The sequence below is a fragment of the Pseudomonas sp. NPDC088444 genome (assembly GCF_044900175.1).
Classification (GTDB): domain Bacteria; phylum Pseudomonadota; class Gammaproteobacteria; order Pseudomonadales; family Pseudomonadaceae; genus Aquipseudomonas.
The window spans coordinates 138,003-157,071 of sequence record NZ_JBJDNK010000001.1 but is presented as its reverse complement, the minus strand read 5'-3'; the positions used below and the strand labels follow the sequence as shown (position 1 = coordinate 157,071).

22 protein-coding genes are annotated in these 19,069 nt (G+C 61.5%); 12 read left to right on the top strand and 10 right to left on the bottom strand.

Translation table 11 applies throughout. From position 1 onward, the window contains the following. Positions 1-2 precede the first annotated feature (2 nt). From ACI2KB_RS01025 to ACI2KB_RS01015, 3 genes are read right to left on the bottom strand one after another with little or no spacing between them, the layout of a single operon-like run. Entirely contained in the window at positions 3-650 is a 648-nt protein-coding gene (locus tag ACI2KB_RS01025; protein WP_404630531.1) for an amino acid ABC transporter permease, read from the bottom strand. Beyond that, positions 650-1,309, bottom strand: a complete 660-nt coding sequence (locus ACI2KB_RS01020; protein WP_404630529.1) for an ABC transporter permease subunit — start codon at positions 1,307-1,309, stop codon at positions 650-652. The genes ACI2KB_RS01025 and ACI2KB_RS01020 overlap by 1 nt, the downstream gene beginning before the upstream one ends. Positions 1,310-1,316: 7 nt before the next feature. Beyond that, positions 1,317-2,165, bottom strand: coding sequence for a transporter substrate-binding domain-containing protein (locus tag ACI2KB_RS01015; protein WP_404630527.1), 849 nt, complete (start codon positions 2,163-2,165; stop codon positions 1,317-1,319). A gap of 420 nt (positions 2,166-2,585) precedes the next feature. On the opposite strand from ACI2KB_RS01015, the gene ACI2KB_RS01010 reads away from it, so the two are divergent. Genes ACI2KB_RS01010 through ACI2KB_RS01000 form a run of 3 tightly spaced genes read left to right on the top strand, consistent with a single transcriptional unit; the run spans position 2,586 to position 3,961 of the window. After that, the gene (locus ACI2KB_RS01010) at positions 2,586-2,972 is read left to right on the top strand and encodes a sigma factor (RefSeq protein WP_404630525.1); all 387 of its coding nucleotides are present in this window, start codon (positions 2,586-2,588) and stop codon (positions 2,970-2,972) included. Between the two features lie 38 nt (positions 2,973-3,010). Beyond that, positions 3,011-3,427 carry an organic hydroperoxide resistance protein gene (locus tag ACI2KB_RS01005; RefSeq protein WP_404630523.1) on the top strand — a complete coding sequence of 139 codons (417 nt, stop codon included), beginning with the start codon at positions 3,011-3,013 and terminating at the stop codon, positions 3,425-3,427. Between the two features lie 60 nt (positions 3,428-3,487). After that, positions 3,488-3,961, top strand: coding sequence for a zinc-binding dehydrogenase (locus tag ACI2KB_RS01000; RefSeq protein ID WP_404630521.1), 474 nt, complete (start codon positions 3,488-3,490; stop codon positions 3,959-3,961). A gap of 62 nt (positions 3,962-4,023) precedes the next feature. Here the strand turns inward: ACI2KB_RS01000 and ACI2KB_RS00995 are convergent, their stop codons facing one another. Both ACI2KB_RS00995 and ACI2KB_RS00990 read right to left on the bottom strand, forming a co-directional pair. Continuing rightward, positions 4,024-4,326 carry a hypothetical protein gene (locus tag ACI2KB_RS00995; RefSeq protein ID WP_404630519.1) on the bottom strand — a complete coding sequence of 101 codons (303 nt, stop codon included), beginning with the start codon at positions 4,324-4,326 and terminating at the stop codon, positions 4,024-4,026. A gap of 98 nt (positions 4,327-4,424) precedes the next feature. Further along, on the bottom strand, positions 4,425-5,327 hold the full coding sequence (locus ACI2KB_RS00990) for a LysR family transcriptional regulator (RefSeq protein WP_404630517.1): 903 nt from the start codon (positions 5,325-5,327) through the stop codon (positions 4,425-4,427). Between the two features lie 98 nt (positions 5,328-5,425). Between ACI2KB_RS00990 and ACI2KB_RS00985 the strand changes: the two genes are divergently transcribed. The 3 genes from ACI2KB_RS00985 to ACI2KB_RS00975 all read left to right on the top strand — a co-directional run bounded on the left by ACI2KB_RS00985 (position 5,426) and on the right by ACI2KB_RS00975 (position 8,827). Beyond that, a complete protein-coding gene (locus ACI2KB_RS00985) occupies positions 5,426-6,595 on the top strand; it encodes an aspartate aminotransferase family protein (RefSeq protein WP_404630515.1) in 1,170 nt (389 codons plus the stop codon). Between the two features lie 61 nt (positions 6,596-6,656). After that, entirely contained in the window at positions 6,657-8,126 is a 1,470-nt protein-coding gene (locus tag ACI2KB_RS00980; protein ID WP_404630513.1) for an MFS transporter, read from the top strand. A 113-nt stretch (positions 8,127-8,239) separates the two neighbouring features. Next, on the top strand, positions 8,240-8,827 hold the full coding sequence (locus ACI2KB_RS00975; RefSeq protein ID WP_404630511.1) for a LysE family translocator: 588 nt from the start codon (positions 8,240-8,242) through the stop codon (positions 8,825-8,827). A 14-nt stretch (positions 8,828-8,841) separates the two neighbouring features. On the opposite strand, the gene ACI2KB_RS00970 is transcribed toward ACI2KB_RS00975, so the two are convergent. Both ACI2KB_RS00970 and ACI2KB_RS00965 read right to left on the bottom strand, forming a co-directional pair. After that, the gene (locus ACI2KB_RS00970) at positions 8,842-9,666 is read right to left on the bottom strand and encodes an AraC family transcriptional regulator (RefSeq protein WP_404630509.1); all 825 of its coding nucleotides are present in this window, start codon (positions 9,664-9,666) and stop codon (positions 8,842-8,844) included. Between the two features lie 6 nt (positions 9,667-9,672). Beyond that, on the bottom strand, positions 9,673-11,316 hold the full coding sequence (locus ACI2KB_RS00965) for a phosphoethanolamine transferase (protein ID WP_404630507.1): 1,644 nt from the start codon (positions 11,314-11,316) through the stop codon (positions 9,673-9,675). 275 nt (positions 11,317-11,591) lie between these two features. Here ACI2KB_RS00965 and ACI2KB_RS00960 point away from each other — a divergent pair, with 275 nt between their 5' ends. Further along, complete coding sequence (locus ACI2KB_RS00960) at positions 11,592-12,203, top strand: glutathione S-transferase N-terminal domain-containing protein (protein ID WP_404630505.1); 612 nt, start codon at positions 11,592-11,594, stop codon at positions 12,201-12,203. Positions 12,204-12,353: 150 nt separating this feature from the next. Here the strand turns inward: ACI2KB_RS00960 and ACI2KB_RS00955 are convergent, their stop codons facing one another. From ACI2KB_RS00955 to ACI2KB_RS00945, 3 genes are read right to left on the bottom strand one after another with little or no spacing between them, the layout of a single operon-like run. Further along, entirely contained in the window at positions 12,354-13,103 is a 750-nt protein-coding gene (locus ACI2KB_RS00955; RefSeq protein WP_404630503.1) for a substrate-binding periplasmic protein, read from the bottom strand. A 17-nt stretch (positions 13,104-13,120) separates the two neighbouring features. Beyond that, entirely contained in the window at positions 13,121-14,467 is a 1,347-nt protein-coding gene (locus ACI2KB_RS00950) for a diguanylate cyclase domain-containing protein (RefSeq protein ID WP_404630501.1), read from the bottom strand. A gap of 2 nt (positions 14,468-14,469) precedes the next feature. Beyond that, positions 14,470-15,240: a substrate-binding periplasmic protein gene (locus ACI2KB_RS00945; protein ID WP_404630499.1), complete on the bottom strand. Its 771-nt coding sequence runs from the start codon at positions 15,238-15,240 to the stop codon at positions 14,470-14,472. A 277-nt stretch (positions 15,241-15,517) separates the two neighbouring features. On the opposite strand from ACI2KB_RS00945, the gene cydP reads away from it, so the two are divergent. Genes cydP through ACI2KB_RS00920 form a run of 5 tightly spaced genes read left to right on the top strand, consistent with a single transcriptional unit; the run spans position 15,518 to position 18,875 of the window. Further along, a complete protein-coding gene (gene cydP, locus ACI2KB_RS00940; RefSeq protein WP_404630497.1) occupies positions 15,518-15,715 on the top strand; it encodes a cytochrome oxidase putative small subunit CydP in 198 nt (65 codons plus the stop codon). Then, complete coding sequence (locus ACI2KB_RS00935) at positions 15,712-17,301, top strand: cytochrome ubiquinol oxidase subunit I (RefSeq protein WP_404630495.1); 1,590 nt, start codon at positions 15,712-15,714, stop codon at positions 17,299-17,301. Before cydP ends, ACI2KB_RS00935 begins: the two co-directional genes overlap by 4 nt. 10 nt (positions 17,302-17,311) lie before the next feature. Further along, a complete protein-coding gene (cydB, locus tag ACI2KB_RS00930; RefSeq protein ID WP_404630493.1) occupies positions 17,312-18,454 on the top strand; it encodes a cytochrome d ubiquinol oxidase subunit II in 1,143 nt (380 codons plus the stop codon). Between the two features lie 15 nt (positions 18,455-18,469). After that, a complete protein-coding gene (gene cydX, locus ACI2KB_RS00925) occupies positions 18,470-18,586 on the top strand; it encodes a cytochrome bd-I oxidase subunit CydX (RefSeq protein ID WP_404630491.1) in 117 nt (38 codons plus the stop codon). 52 nt (positions 18,587-18,638) lie between these two features. Then, positions 18,639-18,875, top strand: coding sequence for a cyd operon YbgE family protein (locus ACI2KB_RS00920; protein ID WP_404631692.1), 237 nt, complete (start codon positions 18,639-18,641; stop codon positions 18,873-18,875). Positions 18,876-19,069: the final 194 nt, after the last annotated feature.

Below are 19,069 nucleotides of genomic sequence, written 5' to 3'. Positions count from 1 at the left end.
AGTCAGCCTCGCAGGTGACGGGTCATGCGCTGCCCCAGCGTGCGGGCCACGGCGGCGACCGTAGTGGTCAGCAGCCAGTAGCTCAGCACCAGCAGGGCGTAAGGCATGACGTAGGAAAAAGTGGTGGAGACGATGCGCCCGGCAGTCATGGTCAGTTCAGGGACGGTGATGATCGAGGTCACGGCGCTCTCCTTGATCGTCAGGATCACCTGATTGCCCAACAGCGGCAGGGCAAAGGCCATCGCCTGTGGCGCCTGCACGTGCCAGAACACCTGGCGGCGGGAAATGCCGTGGACCCGCGCCGCTTCCACTTGCCCGCTGGGCACGCTCGCCCAGGCCGAGCGAAACAGTTCGGCGAAATAGGCGCCGCTGTACAACGCCAGTGACAGAATGCTTGCCTCGACAGCCTCAAGGCTCAGGCCGATGACCGGCAACCCGAAGTACACGACCGCCAGTTGCGCCAGAAACGGCGTGCCGCGAATCAGCCAGACATAGACGCCGTACACTGCCGAGAAACCCGGCACCGCCAGGCGCAAGGCGTTGAGGGTGAAACCCAGAATCAACCCGGCAAAGGCCGCCGCCAGGCTGATGCCTAACGTGACCAGCAACGCGTTGGCGAAATCGGGTAGATAACTCAATAACTCATGCATCAGGTGCGCTCCCGCCAACGGCGTTCCAGCAGGCTGCCGATCAGGCTCAACAGGCTGGTCAGCGCCAGGTAAAACAGGCCCATCACCAGGTACACCTCCAGCGGGCGATAGGTCTGCGAGACCAGTTGCTGGCCGACCCGCATCAAATCGGTGATGGAAATGACCGAGACCACGGCCGACACCTTGATCACGTCGATCAGCTCGGAAATCAGCGCCGGAGATGTCAGTCGCAAGACTTGAGGCAACTGGACGTGAACCAGGGTGTTGAACTTGCCCAGGGCGAACACCGAGGCCGCCTCCATCTGGCCTTTGGGAATCGCCGCGAAGCCGCTGCTGAGAATCTGCGACTGATAGGCGGCAGTGTTCAAGGCCAGTGCCGCGACGGCCGCCACCATCGGCGGCACGTCGAGGCCGAGCGCCGAGGGTAGGTAGAACAGCAACAGCAACTGGGCGAGCATGGGCGTGCCGCGAAAGAAACTGACGTACACCCGCGTGAAGGCCACGCCCGCGCGGCTACGCCCATGGGCCAACAGATGAAGCAGGACCCCCAGCACGAAGCCCAGCAGCATCCCGATGGCGCACAACCACAGGGTGGTCAGTGCGCCGTCGAGCAAGGCAGGCCAGTACAACGCCAGACGGCTGCTGAAATCGTTCATCATCGCAGGCTCAGATGCTCGGGACTGGCATGGCGTCGGTCGGCAGGGTCATGTTGAAACCGAACCATTTGTCTTGCAGCTTCTTCAGCGTGCCGTCCTGACTCGCGCGGGCGATGCCGTCGCTGAACAGTTTGACCAGCGAGGCGCTGTCTTCGCCCTTGCGACCCACCCAGCCGAAGTAGGTGGTCGGGCCGACCATTTCCGGCAGGGTGGCGAACAGGCCCGGACGCGCTTTCATCAGCGGGCCAAGGTTGGACAGCGACTGCGCCACGCCATCGAGACGGCCGTTGGCCAGATCCGCATAGGCCTCATCGAAGCTCACGTATTCCTTGATGCGCTTGAGGCCCGGCTGGCCCTCGGCCTTGAGCTTGGTGTCCAGCGCTTGCAGCACCGCCAGTTGCCCGGAACCGGCTTGGGAACCGATGACCCGACCGTTGAGGTCGGCCAGGGTCTTGATGTTGCTGTCGTCGGCACGCTTGAGCAGGGCCACGGTGGATTCGGCGATCGGCACGGTAAACGCGAACTGATCGAAGCGCGCCTTGTTGACCGTGACCGAAGTCACTACGAAATCGAACTTGCTGCTGTCCAGCCCCGGCAGGATGCCCTGGAAGGGCAGGTCCAGTTGACGCACCTTCACGCCAGGCAGGTCAGCGTCCAGCACGTAATGCATGAGGTCGGCGCCGTAGCCGACGATCTTGCCGTTCTCCACCGATTCAAAGGGCGCGAAGCGCGCTTCTGTGGCCACCACGATTTCATGCTTCTGCTTGATGCGCTGCAGAAGGTCATCGGCGTGAGCCATCGACATGCTGCACAACGTGACCAGCGATAAGGACAAGGCTTTGAGTGTGAAGCGAGTCATCGGGAATCCCCTTGAATGGACCGTATTTATATTCAAGTTACTTGAATAAAAGTACAAAAGCATGAATTGTGCCAACCCCTTTCTGGCCGTAAGACGAGAATCAAAAGCCGAGATCACTGCTCCCTCTGTAGCAGTCCGCCCTGGTGGCGGTGGCGATGATCAGAACGCCGCCGCAGGCAAGCCGTGCTGCACGAGTGGTGGGCAGAATCCATAATTGCGCACTGAATCTGCACATGCCTGTTTGCGATCGCCTCGATGTGGTGCGTCAGGTGCGCCGTGCAACTAACAAGCGCTAACACCCCCTAACTGGCCTTGGGATGCCACCACGCGCATCCTCTCGTCTCGGCCCTGAAACCCGTGGCAGCCCGGCAACGGCGCCTCTTCATTCAGGTGAATCGACGATTTGAAAGGGTTTTGAACATGACCGACTCTGATCGCAGTGGCTGTCTGCGCGAGATTGACCGGCTCAGCAACAGACAACTGGGTACGCTGATCACTGGCGTCGTGATCCACGGCAAGGGCGCGTCGCAGCCGTTGTTCGCGGCGGTGGCGCCATTGCTCAATGCGTTTTACGAGGGGCAGATCCAGGCCGGACGCGCCCGGCACGAGCACCTCGACGGGCTGGTTCAAGCGGCGCTGATGGCTATTTATCAGCGCTGTGCGAGCTACGACCCGGCGCACTCCATCCGCGCCTGGCTGATCGAGATCGCCCGTTGCACCCTTGTCGACTATCTGCACGGGGTGTCGGGCGATGCTTCGACCGAATCGCTTTCCAGCCATCACCGCCGGCGGGCGAGAGCCCTCTGATTCGCGTTTCTCAGTGCCATCGTTCACCAGGACATTTCATGATCAACGTTGAAAAAATTCTGTACACCGCCCACACCCGGACCACCGGAGGGCGTGAAGGCCAAGGGCTGAGCCAGGACGGCCGACTCGACCTCAAACTGTCGCCGCCCGGGGCGCCCGGCAACGGCACCAACCCGGAACAACTGTTCGCCGTGGGCTGGTCGGCGTGTTTCATCGGCGCGCTGCGTCACGCCTGTAATACCCGCAAGATCGGTTTCCCCGCCGACACCTCGGTGGACGCTCAGGTTGACCTCGGCCATGGCGAACACGGTTTCTTTTTACAGGCGCGGCTGGCGGTCTCGTTGCCGGGTCTGGACGCGACTATCGCGCAGCAACTGATCGACGCCGCGCACCAGAACTGCCCCTATTCGAAAGCCACACGGGGCAACATCGACGTCACCCTCACGGCGGTCTGATCCCGCGCGATCCCCCCACGGCAGGAGGCCCATGCACTTGATCGACCGGGCAGAACACCTATGATGCGGGTGTCTCAGGCAGACAAAGTCGAGTCCGTGCTGGCCGCCGGGGCGGATTACGTGGTGATCGGCCGCGCCGGAAACATCGCCGGGCAGATTTTCCGGCTGACCGAAGGGCAGCGGGTGAATGTGGTGTACGACGGCACGGGCGCGGAGGGTTTTCAGGAGTCCATCGACTTGCTCGACTACTTCGGAACGCTGGCGCTGTACGGGCCGTTCATGGACCCGATTGCGCCGCTGGATGTGTTTTCCCTGCCCCGTAGCATCAAGCTGACGTACCCCTCGGTCATGCATCACGTGCGCACGCGGGAGGCACTGCTGGCGCGCTCGGCGCAAGTGTTCGAGGGCTTTGCTTCAGGCCGGTGGAGGGTGACGATCGGCCAGCGTTACCGGCTGGAGGAGGCAGCGCAAGCGCACCGGGACATGGAATCCCGGTGCACCGTTGGGAAGCTGATTCTTCTGCCGGGGGAGTGATGCGCGTGATCACTATCGCCGGACAGGCTTTCGTCAGCCAGCCGGCTCAACCGGCTTCGCATTTATTTGGAGCCGCTGGACCCGCTGGAGCCGTTCGAACCACTGCTGCTGCCGTTGCCATTGCTCATCCCGCCCTGACCGGACGAACCATTGCCGTCCGAACTCCCCATGCCTTTGGTGCCGGGCGTCGAACTGTTGGGGGCTTTGGGGGAGCCGTCGGCGTTCGGGCCGGCGCTGCTGGAGCGAGGTCCGTTGGTGTTGGTGTCTACCGGATCGGTGGGGCCGGTGGAGCCTGCGAATGCAGAGCCTGTGGCGGCTGCCATCAGGGCCGCGAGGGTCATGGCAGTCAGTCGTTGCTTGATCATGATGTGAGTCCCTTTTCTGTTGTGGATACACATTGGTCCGAAGGCCGTTGGCAGAGGTGCCGTCTGGCCGACAGGCGGTAGGCCATCATCAGACACCGTTATTTCCCCCAGACGGCCAGAGCGCTGTCGACAAAATGCCTCACCTTGGGCAGTCGATAGCGGTCTTGCGGGTACATCAGCCACATGGGCCGACTGGGTGGTTTCCAAGCCTGAAGCAGCGGGATCAGTGTCCCGGCTTTCAGGTCTTCGCTGATCAATACATCCGGCAACATCGCCACCCCCATGCCCGTCAGGGCCGCCTGACGCAGCGCGGGCGAACTGTTGACGATCATCGGACCAGACACCGGCACTTCGATCACGCCTTCGCGGCCGGTGAGCTTCCACAGTTTGTCGGCGGCGCGCCAGTCATCCCCTGCCGGGTAGGCGAAGGCCAGGCAATGGTGATTGCGCAAATCGTCAGGATTTTGCGGCGTACCGCGACGGTCCAGATAATCCCGCGAGGCGCAGATGGTCAGGGTGTAATCCTGCAAGGGCCGAGCGATCAACGCCGAAGGCTCCGCAATGCCAAGGCGGATCGCTGCGTCGAAACCGTGTTCGATCAGGTCGTGCAACTGGTTGCTGAGCACCACTTCGACCTTCAGCTCCGGGTAGCGCTGGGTGAACTCGCTGAGCATCGGTGACAGGCGTTCGGCGCCGAACGCAGGCGGCGCGGTCAGGCGCAGCGTGCCGCTGGGCTGGGTTTGCAGGTGTTCGGCCATGCGCTCGGAGTCACTGACCAGGCCCAGCACTTCCACGCAACGACGGTAATACTGCACGCCAAATTCGGTCAGGTTCTGGCGACGGGTCGTACGCTGCAACAGGCTCACGCCCAGACGCTGCTCCAATGCCTTGAGGTGGTTACCGACCATGGTCGTCGACATTTCACACTGACGTGCTGCCGCCGTCATGCTGCCGCTTTCCACCACCTTCACGAAAACGGTCATGGCCTGGAAGACGTCCATTATCAATCCCTGCTGTAAAGTGACTCAAGAAAGACGATCTTTATACAGGAAAAAGGGTTAACGATACTGGCACCACACACCGTGATGGAGCCAGAGACATGACCGCCGCCTGCCTGATGAACACCTACAAGCCGCTGCCCCTGAGCTTCGTCAGAGGGGAGGGCGCGCGCCTGTGGGACGACACCGGTCGCCAGTACCTGGACGCCGTTGCGGGGGTGGCGGTGACCAACGTCGGCCACAGCCATCCATGGATCGTGTCGGCCATCACCGAGCAAGCCGGTTTGCTGCTGCACACCTCCAATCACTACCGCATCGACTGGCAACAGCGGCTGGCGGCGAAGCTGACGCGTCTGTCGGGGCTGGAACAAGTGTTTTTCAACAACTCCGGCGCCGAGGCCAATGAAACCGCGCTCAAGCTGGCGCGTCTGTACGGGTGGGCCAAAGGCATTGAACAGCCGCTGATACTGGTCATGGACAACGCGTTTCATGGCCGCACCCTTGGCACGTTGTCGGCCAGCGACAACGGGGCGGCGCGCCTGGGTTACCAGCCGCTGTCGGGGGATTTCATCAAGGTGCCGTTCGGCGACATCGTGGCCATCAAGCAGGCCACTCACACCTATGGCGAGCGCATCGTGGCGGTAATGCTCGAACCGGTTCAAGGGGAGGGCGGCGTGACGCTGCCGCCTGTGGGGTATCTCAGGGCGGTCCGGGCGCATTGCAGTCAGAATGGCTGGCTGATGATGCTCGACGAGATTCAGACCGGCATTGGCCGCACCGGGCAGTGGTTCGCGTTCCAACACGAAGGCATCGTGCCGGACGTGATGACACTGGCCAAGGCGCTGGGCAACGGCATTCCGATTGGCGCCTGCCTGGCCTCGGCGGCGGTGGCGCGGCTGTTCACCCCCGGCAGCCACGGCAGCACGTTTGGCGGCAACCCGCTGGCGTGTCGGGTCGGCTGTACGGTGCTGGACATCGTCGAGCAACAGGGCTTGCTGACCAACGCGGCCTGGCAGGGCGAGCGTCTGTTGGCGCGCCTGCGGGAAGCGTTGGCCGGGCACCCGGACGTGGTGCAGGTGCGGGGGTTGGGTCTGATGATTGGCATCGAGCTGAACCGGCCGATTCGCGACCTCTGCCTGAACGCCGCGCAGGCCCATGGGGTGCTGATCAACGTGACCCGGGGTCAGACGATTCGCCTGCTGCCGCCACTGGTCATCGACGAGGCGGACGTCGAAACGATCGTGCGCGGGGTGGTCGCAGCACTGAGCTGAACTCCCATGACGCCGACGGACTCTGAACCCACAGATCACCAACGGTCTGTGGGGCCATTGCATGACCATCGCCAGCGTTCAAGCCAAGACAGATGACGCAAAGGGAAGGCCGTTCGAAACCGATCTCCCGGCGCGTCTGGACCGCCTGCCATGGGGGCGGTTTCACACGCTGCTGGTCCTGGCGCTGGGCATCACCTGGCTGCTCGACGGGCTGGAAGTGACGCTGGCCGGTTCCGTGTCCGGGGCGCTCAAGGAAAGCCCGGTGCTGCGCCTGAGCAACGCCGACATCGGGCTGGCCGGAGGCGCCTACATTGCCGGGGCCGTGCTGGGGGCCCTGTTTTTTGGCTGGCTGACGGACCGTCTGGGGCGCCGCAAACTGTTCTTCATCACCTTGGCGCTGTACATCAGCGCGACGGCCGCGACGGCGTTCTCGTTCAGCCTGTGGAGTTTCATGCTGTTTCGTTTTCTGACTGGCATGGGCATTGGCGGCGAGTACACGGCGATCAATTCGACGATCCAGGAATTCACCCCGGCGCGCTTTCGTGGCTGGGTCGACCTGACCATCAATGGCACGTTCTGGATCGGCGCCGCACTGGGGGCGGGCGGTTCGATTGTGTTGCTCGATCCGGACTGGATCGGTGGCGACCTGGGCTGGCGATTGTGTTTCGGCATTGGCGCGGTGTTGGGACTGCTGATTTTGCTGATGCGCCTGTGGCTGCCGGAAAGCCCTCGCTGGCTGTTGATTCATGGGCAAGCCGATGAGGCGACGCGCATCGTGGAGGGCATCGAAGCGCGCTTTCGTCAGCAGGGGCATACATTGCCGCCCGTTGACGGCAAAACCCTGCGTTTGCACGCACGGGATCACACGCCGCTGCGGGAAATCTTCGACACGCTGTTTAACCGGTATCGTCAGCGGGCGGTGGTGGGGTTGACGCTGCTGACCGCTCAGGCGTTTTTCTACAACGCGATTTTCTTTACCTATGCCCTGGTGCTCACCGAGTTTTATCAGGTGCCATCGGCGTCCATCGGCTGGTACGTGCTGCCATTGGCGCTGGGGAATTTCTGTGGGCCGCTGTTGCTGGGCAGGCTGTTCGATGTGGTGGGGCGGCGGGTGATGATCAGCCTGACTTACGCCACTTCCGCAGTATTGCTGTGCATCAGCGGGTATCTGTTTGAACAGGGTTTGTTGAACGTCACGCAACAGGCCATCGCCTGGATGGTCATCTTTTTCTTTGCCTCTGCGGCCGCCAGCTCAGCGTACCTGACCGTTGCCGAAACCTTTCCGTTGGAGATTCGAGCGCTGGCGATTGCGGTGTTCTACGCCTTCGGCACGGCGCTGGGCGGGATTGTCGGGCCGATGCTGTTCGGCGAGTTGATCGACAGCCACCAGCGCGGGCCGGTGTTTATCGGTTACCTGATCGGTGCGGCGTTGATGTTGTTGGCGGCGGCCGTGCAAGCGATCTGGGGCGTGGCGGCGGAGCGTAAGTCATTGGAGCAGGTGGCCCGGCCGCTTTCTCAGGTGCGTGATTGAGCAGGCGGCACTCGGCCAGACGCTAATCCGCGCGTTGGTCAGTTTTCTTCAATACCCACCCAACGCCCACCGCGTAACGTCTGCGTTCATTCATTGAACGGAGCACGGCGGTAATGAATTTGATGATTTCCATGGCGGCATTCGCGCTGGCGGCGTCGATTTCGCCGGGGCCGGTCAACGTGGTGGCGCTCAGTGCCGGGGCGCAGTTCGGGTTGGGGGCGAGCCTGCGGCATGTCATGGGGGCGACGGTGGGGTTTGTCGTGCTGCTGATCTTCACCGGTTTCGGCCTGCATGAAGTGCTGCATCGATACCCGGTGCTGACCGACCTGATTCGCTGGGCAGGCATGGCGTTTCTGATTTACCTGGCCTGGAAACTGGCGATGGACGATGGCCATCTCAACGTCGACAAGCCCGTACGGGCGCCGTCGTTCTGGTACGGCGCAGCGATGCAGTGGCTCAACCCCAAGGCATGGCTGGCGGCGGTGGCGGGCATGGGGGCGTTTGTCGCGGATGGCGAGGCCCGGTTGATCGGTCTGTTTGCGCTGATTTACTTCGTGGTCTGCTACCTGTCGGTGGGCTGCTGGGCCTACGCAGGCGCGTTCATGGGGGCGTGGTTGCGCAGTCCGTCGCGCATCCGCACTTTCAATCGCAGCATGGCCGCGTTGCTGGCCGGGTGCGCGGTGTCGCTGATTTATGTATGAAGTGACCGGCCTGATCAGGCGCGGTATTGGCCGGGCGTCGCGGCCAAATGCTTCTTGAACACCCGCTGAAAATGCGCCTGATCGGCAAAGCCGCTCTGCTGAGCAATGTCGGCAATGGCTTCACCTTCGCGCAATTGCGCCTGAGCATGCTGGATGCGCCGGTTGATCAGGTAGGCGTGGGGCGTCATGTGGTAATGCTGCTCGAAGGCCCGAATCAGGTAGGCCTCCGACAAGTTCGCGGCCTGGCAGATGTCTTCCAGACGGATCGCCTGCAAGAAATGCTGGTGGATGTACTGCGCCGCTCGCTCGACCCGCAGGCTGGCTTTCTTCAGCGGAGCATCTGAACCGCCCAGCCGCTGTTGCATAAGGGTAAAGAAGGCGACGGCTTTTTCATGCTTTTCCAATGCCTCGCGCGCGGGGTCGATCAACGTTTGATGCAGACTCAGCAGCCCGTCGAACAGCTCAGGGTCGGTGCTGGAAATCGCCGGAATCGCCTGAAAACCGTCCACACCACAGGCGTGTTGCACCCGGCCCAGCCACTGCGCGTCCACGTAAAACATGATGTATGACCACGGCTGATCATCGATGGGGTTGCAGGCGTGCACGTCGCCAGGGTTCATCAACACCACGGTGCCGGTGCGGATGGTCTGGCGGGTTTTCTCGTGCAGATAAGTGCTTTGCCCGGCGGTGATCGCACCGATGGAAAACACCTCGTGGGAATGCCGTGAATAACAGACCTTGCGGCCATCGGCGATGGAGCGGGCTTCGATGAACGGCAACTGCGCGTCCCGCCAGAACACCGGAGTCGCAGAGTGGCTGTCCGGGTTCTGGAGGGGCATGTCAGGTCATCCTTTGGCGTGTTTGCAGCTGTGGAAGATGTCCAGAGCCGACTGGTATTCGACGGTGTTGACGCCGAGCAAGCCTAGCACCGAATGGAACAGGTAGTCATGGCTCAGGTCTGGCTGGTTCTGCTTGGCGGCCAGGCAACTGCGGTCGATGCTGGCGTCTTCCAGCGTTGCGTTGCCAAACCACATGACCATCGGCACGTGGGTCTGCGCGCTCGGGGCGATGGCGTATGGCGCGGCATGCAGGTAGATGCCGTTTTCGCCCAGCGACTCGCCATGGTCCGAGACGTAGATCATTGAGGTGTCGACCTTGTCCTGATTGCGCTTGAGCAGTTCGATGGTCTGCGCCAGGAAGTGATCGGTATACAGAATCGTGTTGTCGTAGACGTTCTTCAACTCATCGGAGGTGCAACTGCCCAGTTGGTTGGTATGGCAGACCGGGGTGAAGCGCTCCATGGATTTGGGGTAGCGGTCGTAGTATTCCGGGCCGTGGCTGCCGTCGGAGTGCAGCACGATGATGGCGTTGTCTTGCAGCGTGTCGATGTAATCCTGCAAGCCGAACAGCAGCGACTCGTCGAGGCAGTTCTGGCCGTCGCAGAACGGGCTTGGCTGGTTCTTCGGAATGTCGCTGTGGGGTACACGCAGGCAGGTGCCCTTGCAGTCGCTGTTGTTGTCCAGCCACACGACCTTCAGGCCCGCGCGTTGCAGCATGTCCAGCAGGCCCTCGTAGGTCTTGCCTTTCTTGTCGTTGTAATCGGTGCGCGGGAATTTGGAGAACATGCACGGCACCGACACCGCCGTGGACGTGCCGCAGGACGCCACTTGGGTGAAGTTGAGAATGTCCTGCTTCTTCAATTCAGGGTTGGTTTCGCGGGCGTAACCATTGAGCGAGAAGTGGTCGGCGCGGGCGGTCTCACCGACGACGAAGATCATCAGGCTCTTCTTCGGTCGTGCCTGGGCTTCGGGGCTGAGCACCGAATCGGTGCCGACGGTCTGGATCTTGACCGTTTCCTTGATTGCCACGGTTTGCTTGGTCAGCTTGCCGATGGCGTAGATGTAGTTGGTCGGGTTGATGAAGTGGGTCAGCTTGTCTTCATCGCGAAAGATAGGCGCGTAGGTCGAGTAGAACGGCCCGACCGAGGCGGCGATCACCAGCACGCAACCGATGCATACCAACACCTTGTTGACCAGGCCCGGCAGCACGCGGCGGTAAGTCACCGGGATCAGCCAGATCAGCGCGATGGGCAGGGCGCCCAGCAGGCCCAGATACAGAAACAGCTTGCCGCTGATCAGGTCTTTCACTTCACCGGGGTTGGTTTCCAGCACGTTCTGCATCATCACCGTGTCGATGGTGATGCCGTAGGTGTTCATGAAATACGCCGCTGCTGCCGAACACAGCGCGACCAGGCTCAATACCGGCTTGAGGGTCGGGCGAAACGAGAAGGGCGTCAGCAGCAGCGTGATCGCGGCCCAGAGGAACAGCGCGAATGAGGCGTAGAACGCGACGAGCTTGACGCCTTGCAATTGCGTCAGGCCGACAAGGGCGTGCCAGGTGGCCAAGTTGTAGAACACCACCAGACAGAGGGAAAACAGCATGACCAGGCGGGTGGAGGTGACGGGGCGCAGCTTTGGACGCATTTCCATATAACGCACGACTCGAATGGACCCGAATCTGGCCGGTCAGTCGGCTTATCCTTGCGACTCACATGGCAGACGGGCTGTGGTGAAAAACGGGATGGCGCGGAGTCTTTCAAAACGATTGTGAAGACTTTGTGAATACAGCGTAGACGTGATGTGACCGAATGAATTGTTTTTCAGGAGGATACGTTGCGCCCCGGAGCGCTTTTGCTAGCCTGCGAGCAGTCGGAGCAGGAAAAACGCCATTATCTTGATGTCATTCGCCTACAGGAGCGTGTTGGATGAAACTCGTCGGTATGCTGGATTCGCCCTATGTACGGCGCGTCGCGGTCAGTCTGAAACGCATGGAGATCGCGTTCGAGCACGAGTCAGTGTCGGTGTTTCGCGGCATGGAGCGGTTCAGGGAAATCAATCCGGTGATCAAGGCGCCGACCTTCGTGACCGATGACGGGCAGGTGCTGATGGAGTCGAGCCTGATCCTCGATTACGTGGAGTTTCTAAAGGGGCCGGGCAACGGGCTGATGCCAGAGACGCTGGCCGAGCGCACCCGCACGTTGCGCCTGACGGGGCTTGCGCTGGTGGCCTATGAAAAAGCGGTGCAGATTTACTACGAACGCAACCTGCGCCCGGCCGAGATCCAGCATGCGCCGTGGGTCGCAAGGGTCAGCGAGCAATTGAAAACTGCCTGCACCGAGCTTGAGCGTGAACTGACCGAGCGCCCGCTGAGCGCCGGGGCTGACATCGGCCAGGACGGCATCAGCATTGCGGTGGGGTGGTCGTTCATTCAATTGGTGGTGCCGGATCAGGCCACGGCCGATGCGTATCCGGTGCTGGCGGCGTTTGCCGGACGGGCCGAGCAACTGGAGATCTTCAAGGCGCTGCCGATGGTTTAGGGGCTGCTCGCGTCCGCCTTCGCCACCAAGGCGGCTCCCACAGATGCGGCGTCGAACAAAAGGTCCGAATCCGGCGCGGTCAATGTGGGAGCCGCCTTGGTGGCGAAGGCGTCTATCCTGCCCCATCCGAGGTGACTAACGCCCACGCGATTATTGCGCCAACACCTTCGCCACGGTCCCGTCATCCTTCAATTGCGCGAAGGCCGTGGTAATGCGCTTGACGGTATCGTCCGGGGTCTTGGCGCTCAGCGCCACGTAAAGGCCCTTGGAGAGCTCGTCGAGGGTATAGACACTTTCCAGTTCGTCGAAATCGATGTGCAGGTCGTCGCACTGTTCCCGCGCCTCACGCTCCGGCATGGGCACCAGCATGACCTGGCCGCTGAGCAGTTTGCGCAGGTTGTCGAGGTTGTTCGACGACACCACCATCTTGCTGAAACCCTTGCCTTCCAGGTACTCCTGGCGGGAATCGTCACGGATCACGCCCACGGTGTAGTTCTTGGCGTCCTGCAATGTGTTGACCACGACGTCGCGGCGGGTGCGCAGTTTGTAGAACAGCGGCGTCACCTGATCCAGTTCACCGACCCATTTGAACAGCGGTTCGCGTTCGTTGCTGCGGATGATCGGGTAGATCAGCACGTTGGGTTCCAGCCGCGCCATGTCGTAGGCCCGCGCCCACGGGTACAGGCTCATGTGGTAATCGGTGATGCCCGCCCTGGCGAGCGTCTTCTCGACGAGTTCACTGGCGACGCCCACCACCTTGCCGTTTTCCAGCGAACTGTAGGACGAGTCCTCAGTGACCACTTGAAGCGTGTCAGCCTGAGCGTTGAAGCACAGCAACAGGGCCATGCTCAGGTACAGGCCATTCAAGCTCAGTTTGGTCGACGCTTGGGGACGGCTCATCTGCATCTTCTCCCTGTTCAGATCACGCACCGGTTGCGGCCCTCGCGCTTGGCCCGGTACAGCGCCGTGTCGGCGGTTTGCAGCAACTGGTCGAAACGCTCCATGTTGGCAGGCTCCAGCTCGGCAATGCCGATGCTCAAGGTAATGAACGGCGAGACCGGTGAGGCGCTGTGGGGCAGCTTCTGATTGGCCAGCAGTTCTTGCAGGCGTTCGGCGGAGGCCAGCGCCTGCTGCTTGTTCTGCCCCGGCAGCAGCACCGCGAACTCCTCGCCACCCAGCCGCGCCACCAGTTCTCCAGATCGGGAAAACAGCGCGCTCATGGTCAGCGCCACGTCACGCAGGCACTGATCGCCCGTGGCATGCCCATAGGTGTCGTTGTAGGCCTTGAAAAAGTCGATGTCGCACATCAGCACCGAAAAGGGCTGTTCGTGGCGCAACGCACGGTTGAATTCCAGCTCCTTGAGTTCATCGAAGTGGCGACGATTGGCCAGGCCCGTGAGCGGGTCGAAGCGGGTCAGGGCTTCAAGACGGATGTTGGCGGCCTTCAACTGTGCAGTGCGTTGTTCCACCAACTCGGCCAACTGGTCGCGGCTGGCGGCGAGGGCCAGTTCGTCGCGGGTCTGACGTTCGATGTGGTTGGCCAGTTTGTCCTGCAAATCATTGACGCCCGCTTCGAGCAGGTCCAGTTCGTCACTGGCCTTGCCGTCCCGTTGCAGCACCAGGTGTTGTTTCAGGTTCTGGGGTGTCAGTTGCTCCAGATGCCGGGCGATGCGCCGCACGTGCAGGGTCACCGAGCGGTTGAACATGCCCATGATCAACCCGGCCAGGGCCAGCGATTGAATGATCTGGGTCAGCATGATGATCCCGACTTCTTTCCAGAGGCGCTTCCAGAGCAGGCTTTCATCACCTTCGATGGTCAACTGGCCCACCACCTCGTTAGCGCCGGGGTAGGGCGTGACGGTCAGTTGGCGGTGCAGCGAAGGGGCGAGGGCGGAGCTGTTGTGGCCGGGGTGCTGACGCGTCAGCACTTCTGGTGCACGGCCTGGGCGCAGAATGGTCAGCTCCACACGCCCGACCGGTGCGGCCAGTGCCACGCTGTCGATCTGGGCCTGCAAGGCTTCGTTGTCCATTTCCCACACGGCCTTGGACAGCGTGCCTTGAAACACCTGATCGATCAGGCTCAGCTCGGCGTTCATGTTCGACAGATTGGTGTTCCAGGCGAACCAGGTGCGCACCGACACCGTGGCCAGGGTGAACAGGACACAGAACGCCAGTGTCGCCAACACCAGTCGACGCGCCAACGAACCGGTGCGCGGCGGGGCGACGGCGTTTTCGGGAATCTTCGATTCGGACTCTGCGAGCATGCTCAATTCCATTTCCGCGCAATGGCATCGTAGGTACCGTTTTCACGGATGGTCTTCAGCCCTTGTTGAAACAGCTGCACAGTAGCATCGGATGTCCCGGTGCTGAAAGCCATGTTGAAGCCGCCGGCCTCTTCCAGTTCGGGGATACGCAAGGATTGCACCAGCGTGTGGTTCGGGTCATCTCCAGCCTGCCGCGCCAGGTAGTCGGCGTTCAATTCGTCGGAGATCCACAGGTCGACATGCCCGGTACGCAATTTCTGGTAGTTGAGTTCGTAGCGGTTGCTGGACTGCAATTGTTGGCCGACGACAAAGCGTTTGCTGATCAGGTACTGCTCGCCGACATCCTCGTTGACAGTGGCGGTCTGCCAATCGCGGGCGTCTTCCAGGTCCATGAGGCTGATCGGGTGCCCGGATGACGAATAGAGGTACCAGCGCGAGGCGGCGATGGTGCCCACCCATTTGAACAGGTGTTCACGCTCGGCGGTGCGGGTGATGGAATAGATGAGCACGTCCGGGTCGTGCAAGGCCAGGTCATAGGCCCGTGCCCAAGGCATCGATTGAATGCTGGCCTGCACGTTGACTGCCTTCAGAACGGCCTGCACCACCTCGGTGCTCATGCCGGTCATCTGGCCGTCGAGCGTCATGTTGTAGGGCGGCAGTTCCTCGGTGACGATCCGGATGGGCCCGGCGTTGGCATGGAAAACAATCAGACACGACAGCACTGCGCCGTACAGCACGCTGCGAGCCTTGTATCCGGGCTTGGGGGGTGTCATGGACAGCGACCTCATGGGCTGCAGTGGCGGTGGCTATCCGTCTCCCCATGGAATCGGACGAACAAAACCGGCGTGCCTCATACACCCATGCTATCGGCTGGAAAATCCGCCACTTGAGGCGGTTACCTGCCGTTTATCATGTCAATGCGCGGGCCGCTTCAGTTAGCCCCGTACTGTGGCGTTGTGTCACATCGGCTCATCGGGCTTTCTTGATCTGGATCAACGGTCTCGGAAGGTGCTGTAGGAAAATTGCTACGCACCCCGACGAGTCTTCAACATGCCCGGTCCTTTCGATTTCCTCAAACACCCGCTGGCGAAAGAAATTGGCCTGATCCTGCTGATCAAGCTCGTCCTGTTGATGGGCATCCGCAGCGTCTGGTTCGACGCGCCGGTGGACGTCAAGGATGACGGGGTGCAAGCCGGCCTGCATGTATTGGGCGCCCCTCCCGTATCTGATGAGAAGAACCCACAATGATTTCGGAATCAGTCGTTGACCTTTCTCGGCTGCAGTTCGCGATGACCGCGCTGTACCACTTTCTGTTCGTCCCGCTGACGCTGGGCATGACCTTCCTGCTGGCGATCATGGAGTCGGTCTACGTCATGACCGGCAAACAGGTCTACAAGGACATGACCAAGTTCTGGGGCAAGCTGTTCGGCATCAACTTCGCCCTGGGGGTCACCACCGGGCTGACCATGGAGTTCCAGTTCGGCACCAACTGGGCCTATTACAGCCACTACGTGGGCGACATCTTCGGTGCGCCGTTGGCCATTGAGGGCCTGATGGCGTTCTTCCTCGAATCGACCTTCATCGGCCTGTTCTTCTTCGGTTGGGACCGCCTGAGCCGCGTGCAGCACTTGGCCGTGACGTGGCTGGTGGCGATTGGTTCGAACATGTCGGCACTGTGGATTCTGATCGCCAACGGCTGGATGCAGAACCCGGTCGGCGCCGAGTTCAACTTCACTACCATGCGCATGGAGCTGACCAGCTTCAGCGATCTGCTGTTCAACCCGGTGGCGCAGGTCAAGTTCGTGCACACCGTTGCATCGGGTTATGTGACTGGCGCGATCTTCGTGCTGGCGATTTCCAGCTGGTATTTGCTCAAAGGCCGTGACATCGGCTTTGCCCGTCGTTCATTCGCCATCGCTTCGGCATTCGGCATGGCCTCGATTCTGTCGGTGATCGTGTTGGGTGACGAATCCGGTTACGAAATCGGTGACGTGCAGAAGACCAAGCTGGCGGCCATCGAAGCAGAGTGGGAAACCGAACCGGCCCCGGCGGCATTCACGCTGTTCGGACTGCCCAACCAGGAAACCCAGCGCACCGATTACGCGGTGAAGATCCCTTACGTGATGGGCATCATCGCCACGCGCTCGGTGGACAAGCAGGTCACCGGGATCAAGGATCTGGTCAGCGAGCACCAGGGCCGCATCCGCAACGGCATGGTGGCCTATGACCTGCTGGGCAAGCTGCGCGCGGGCGACAAGAGCGAGCAGACCCTCAACGCCTTTAATGATGTGAAGAAAGATTTGGGCTATGGCCTGTTGCTGAAGAAGTACACCGACAAAGTGGTGGACGCCAACGAGCAGCAGATCAAACAGGCCGCGCTGGATTCGATACCTCACGTGGCGTCGATTTTCTGGACCTTCCGCCTGATGGTGCTCAGCGGCGTGCTGATGCTGCTGTTGTTCGCCTGCGCCTTCTACGCCTCCGCGCGCAAGAACGAATCCAGCAAACGCTGGTTGTTGAAGTGGGCGTTGTTCAGCCTGCCGCTGCCATGGATCGCCACGCAGACCGGCTGGTGGGTCGCCGAGCACGGTCGTCAGCCATGGTCCATCGGTGAAGTGTTGCCGGTGCACCTGTCGGCCTCGACCCTGTCCAGTGGCGATGTCATGGGCTCGATTCTGGCGCTGGTGGGGTTCTATACCTTGCTGCTGATCATTGAAATGTACCTGATGATCAAGTTCGCACGCCTTGGCCCAAGCAGCCTGCACACTGGCCGCTATCACTTCGAACGACGTGAAAGCGACCTGGCCGCTGCCCAACAACCGACCCTGGCCTGAGGAACACACGATGTTCGATTACGAGACACTCAAACTCATTTGGTGGGTGCTGGTCGGCGTGCTGCTGATCGGCTTCGCCCTGACCGACGGCTTCGACCTGGGCGCCGCGATGCTGATGCCCTTCGTGGGCCGTGACGACAACGAGCGGCGGGTGGTGATCAACACCATCGCGCCGCACTGGGACGGCAATCAGGTGTGGTTGATCACCGCCGGTGGCGCGTTGTTCGCTGCCTGGCCGCTGGTCTACTCGGCGGCGTTTTCCGGGTTGTACTGGGCGCTGTTGCTGGTGCTGTTCGCGCTGTTCGTGCGGCCGGTGGGCTTCGACTACCGCAGCAAACTGGAAAACACCCGCTGGCGACAAAGCTGGGACTGGGGCCTGTTCGTCGGCGGTCTGGTGCCTTCGCTGGTGTTCGGTGTGGCCTTCGGCAACCTGCTGTTGGGCGTGCCGTTCCAGTTCGATGACACCCTGCGCTCCAGCTACCACGGCAACTTCTTCCAGTTACTCAGCCCGTTTGGTCTGCTGGCTGGCGTGGTCAGCCTGAGCATGCTCGGCCTGCACGGCGGCAGTTGGTTGATGATGCGCACCGAAGGGGCGATTGCCCGTCGCTCGCGGCGTGCAGCGCAGTGGCTGTCGCTGGTGTTCCTGCTGTCGTTCGTCGCAGCCGGTGCGTGGCTGTTGCTGGGTGGCATTCAAGGGTTGGCGATCACCTCGACGTTCGATGCAGGTGCCGCGCTGAACCCGCTGGCCAAGACCGTTGAAGCCACCAACCCAGGCTGGATGGCCAACTATCACGCTCATCCGCTGACCGTGATTGCGCCACTGCTGGGCATTTTTGGTGGTTTGCTGGCGCTGCTGGGGGCCAGTGCGGGGCAGGGCAGAACCGCGTTTCTGGGCAGCAGCCTGGCGATCGTCGGTGCGCTGTGCACGGCGGGCTTTGCGATGTTCCCGTTCGTGATGCCGTCGAGCCTTGATCCCGCGTCGAGCCTGACTGTGTGGGACGCGGTGTCCAGCCACAAGACCCTGATCATTATGATGGTGGCGGCGAGCATTTTCGTGCCGTTGATCCTCTGCTACACGTTGTGGTGCTACGCCAGGATGTGGGGCAAGGTCACCACCGCACACATCGACCAGAACCCCCACGGCCTGTATTGAAGAGAGGACGACATCATGTGGTATTTCGCCTGGATCCTTGGCGTATTGCTGGCTTGCAGTTTTGGCATCATCAACGCCCTGTGGCTGGAGTCCTCGGACGCCAGTGCCGCGGAGAACGGTCGTGATCGCTAAGGCGCTGAACGCACCTTTCAGGCATGCCATCAGTCGGGCCTTGTCCCTACTGATGGCGGTGCCACTGAGTCTGGTGCTGCTGATCAACCCGGCGTCGATGCTTGACGCCAACGGTCACTATTCCCACAACCTGCTGATGCTGATCATGTGGGGCGTGGCGGCGGGTTTCGTCCACGGTGTGGGCTTTGATCCTCGGGCGTTGGTATGGCGGGTAGTGTTTCACCCGCTGCTGGGGTGGGGCCTGATGGCGCTGGGGTTCGGAATCTGGGGGATGGCGCGGGTCGCCTGATGGCGCATCGAGCTGCTCTTGATTCTGGCTGGAGGCCGTAGGAGCGAGGTTTGCCCGCGATCTGGCGCGCAGCGGCAGCGAAACCAGTACCTCTGTTGTATCAGATACAACGCGGTGGTTGGGTTTACTGCCAGTTCCCGGCAGATCGCGAACAAGCCTCCCTCCTACGGCCTTCAGCCAGAAGCGACGATTTC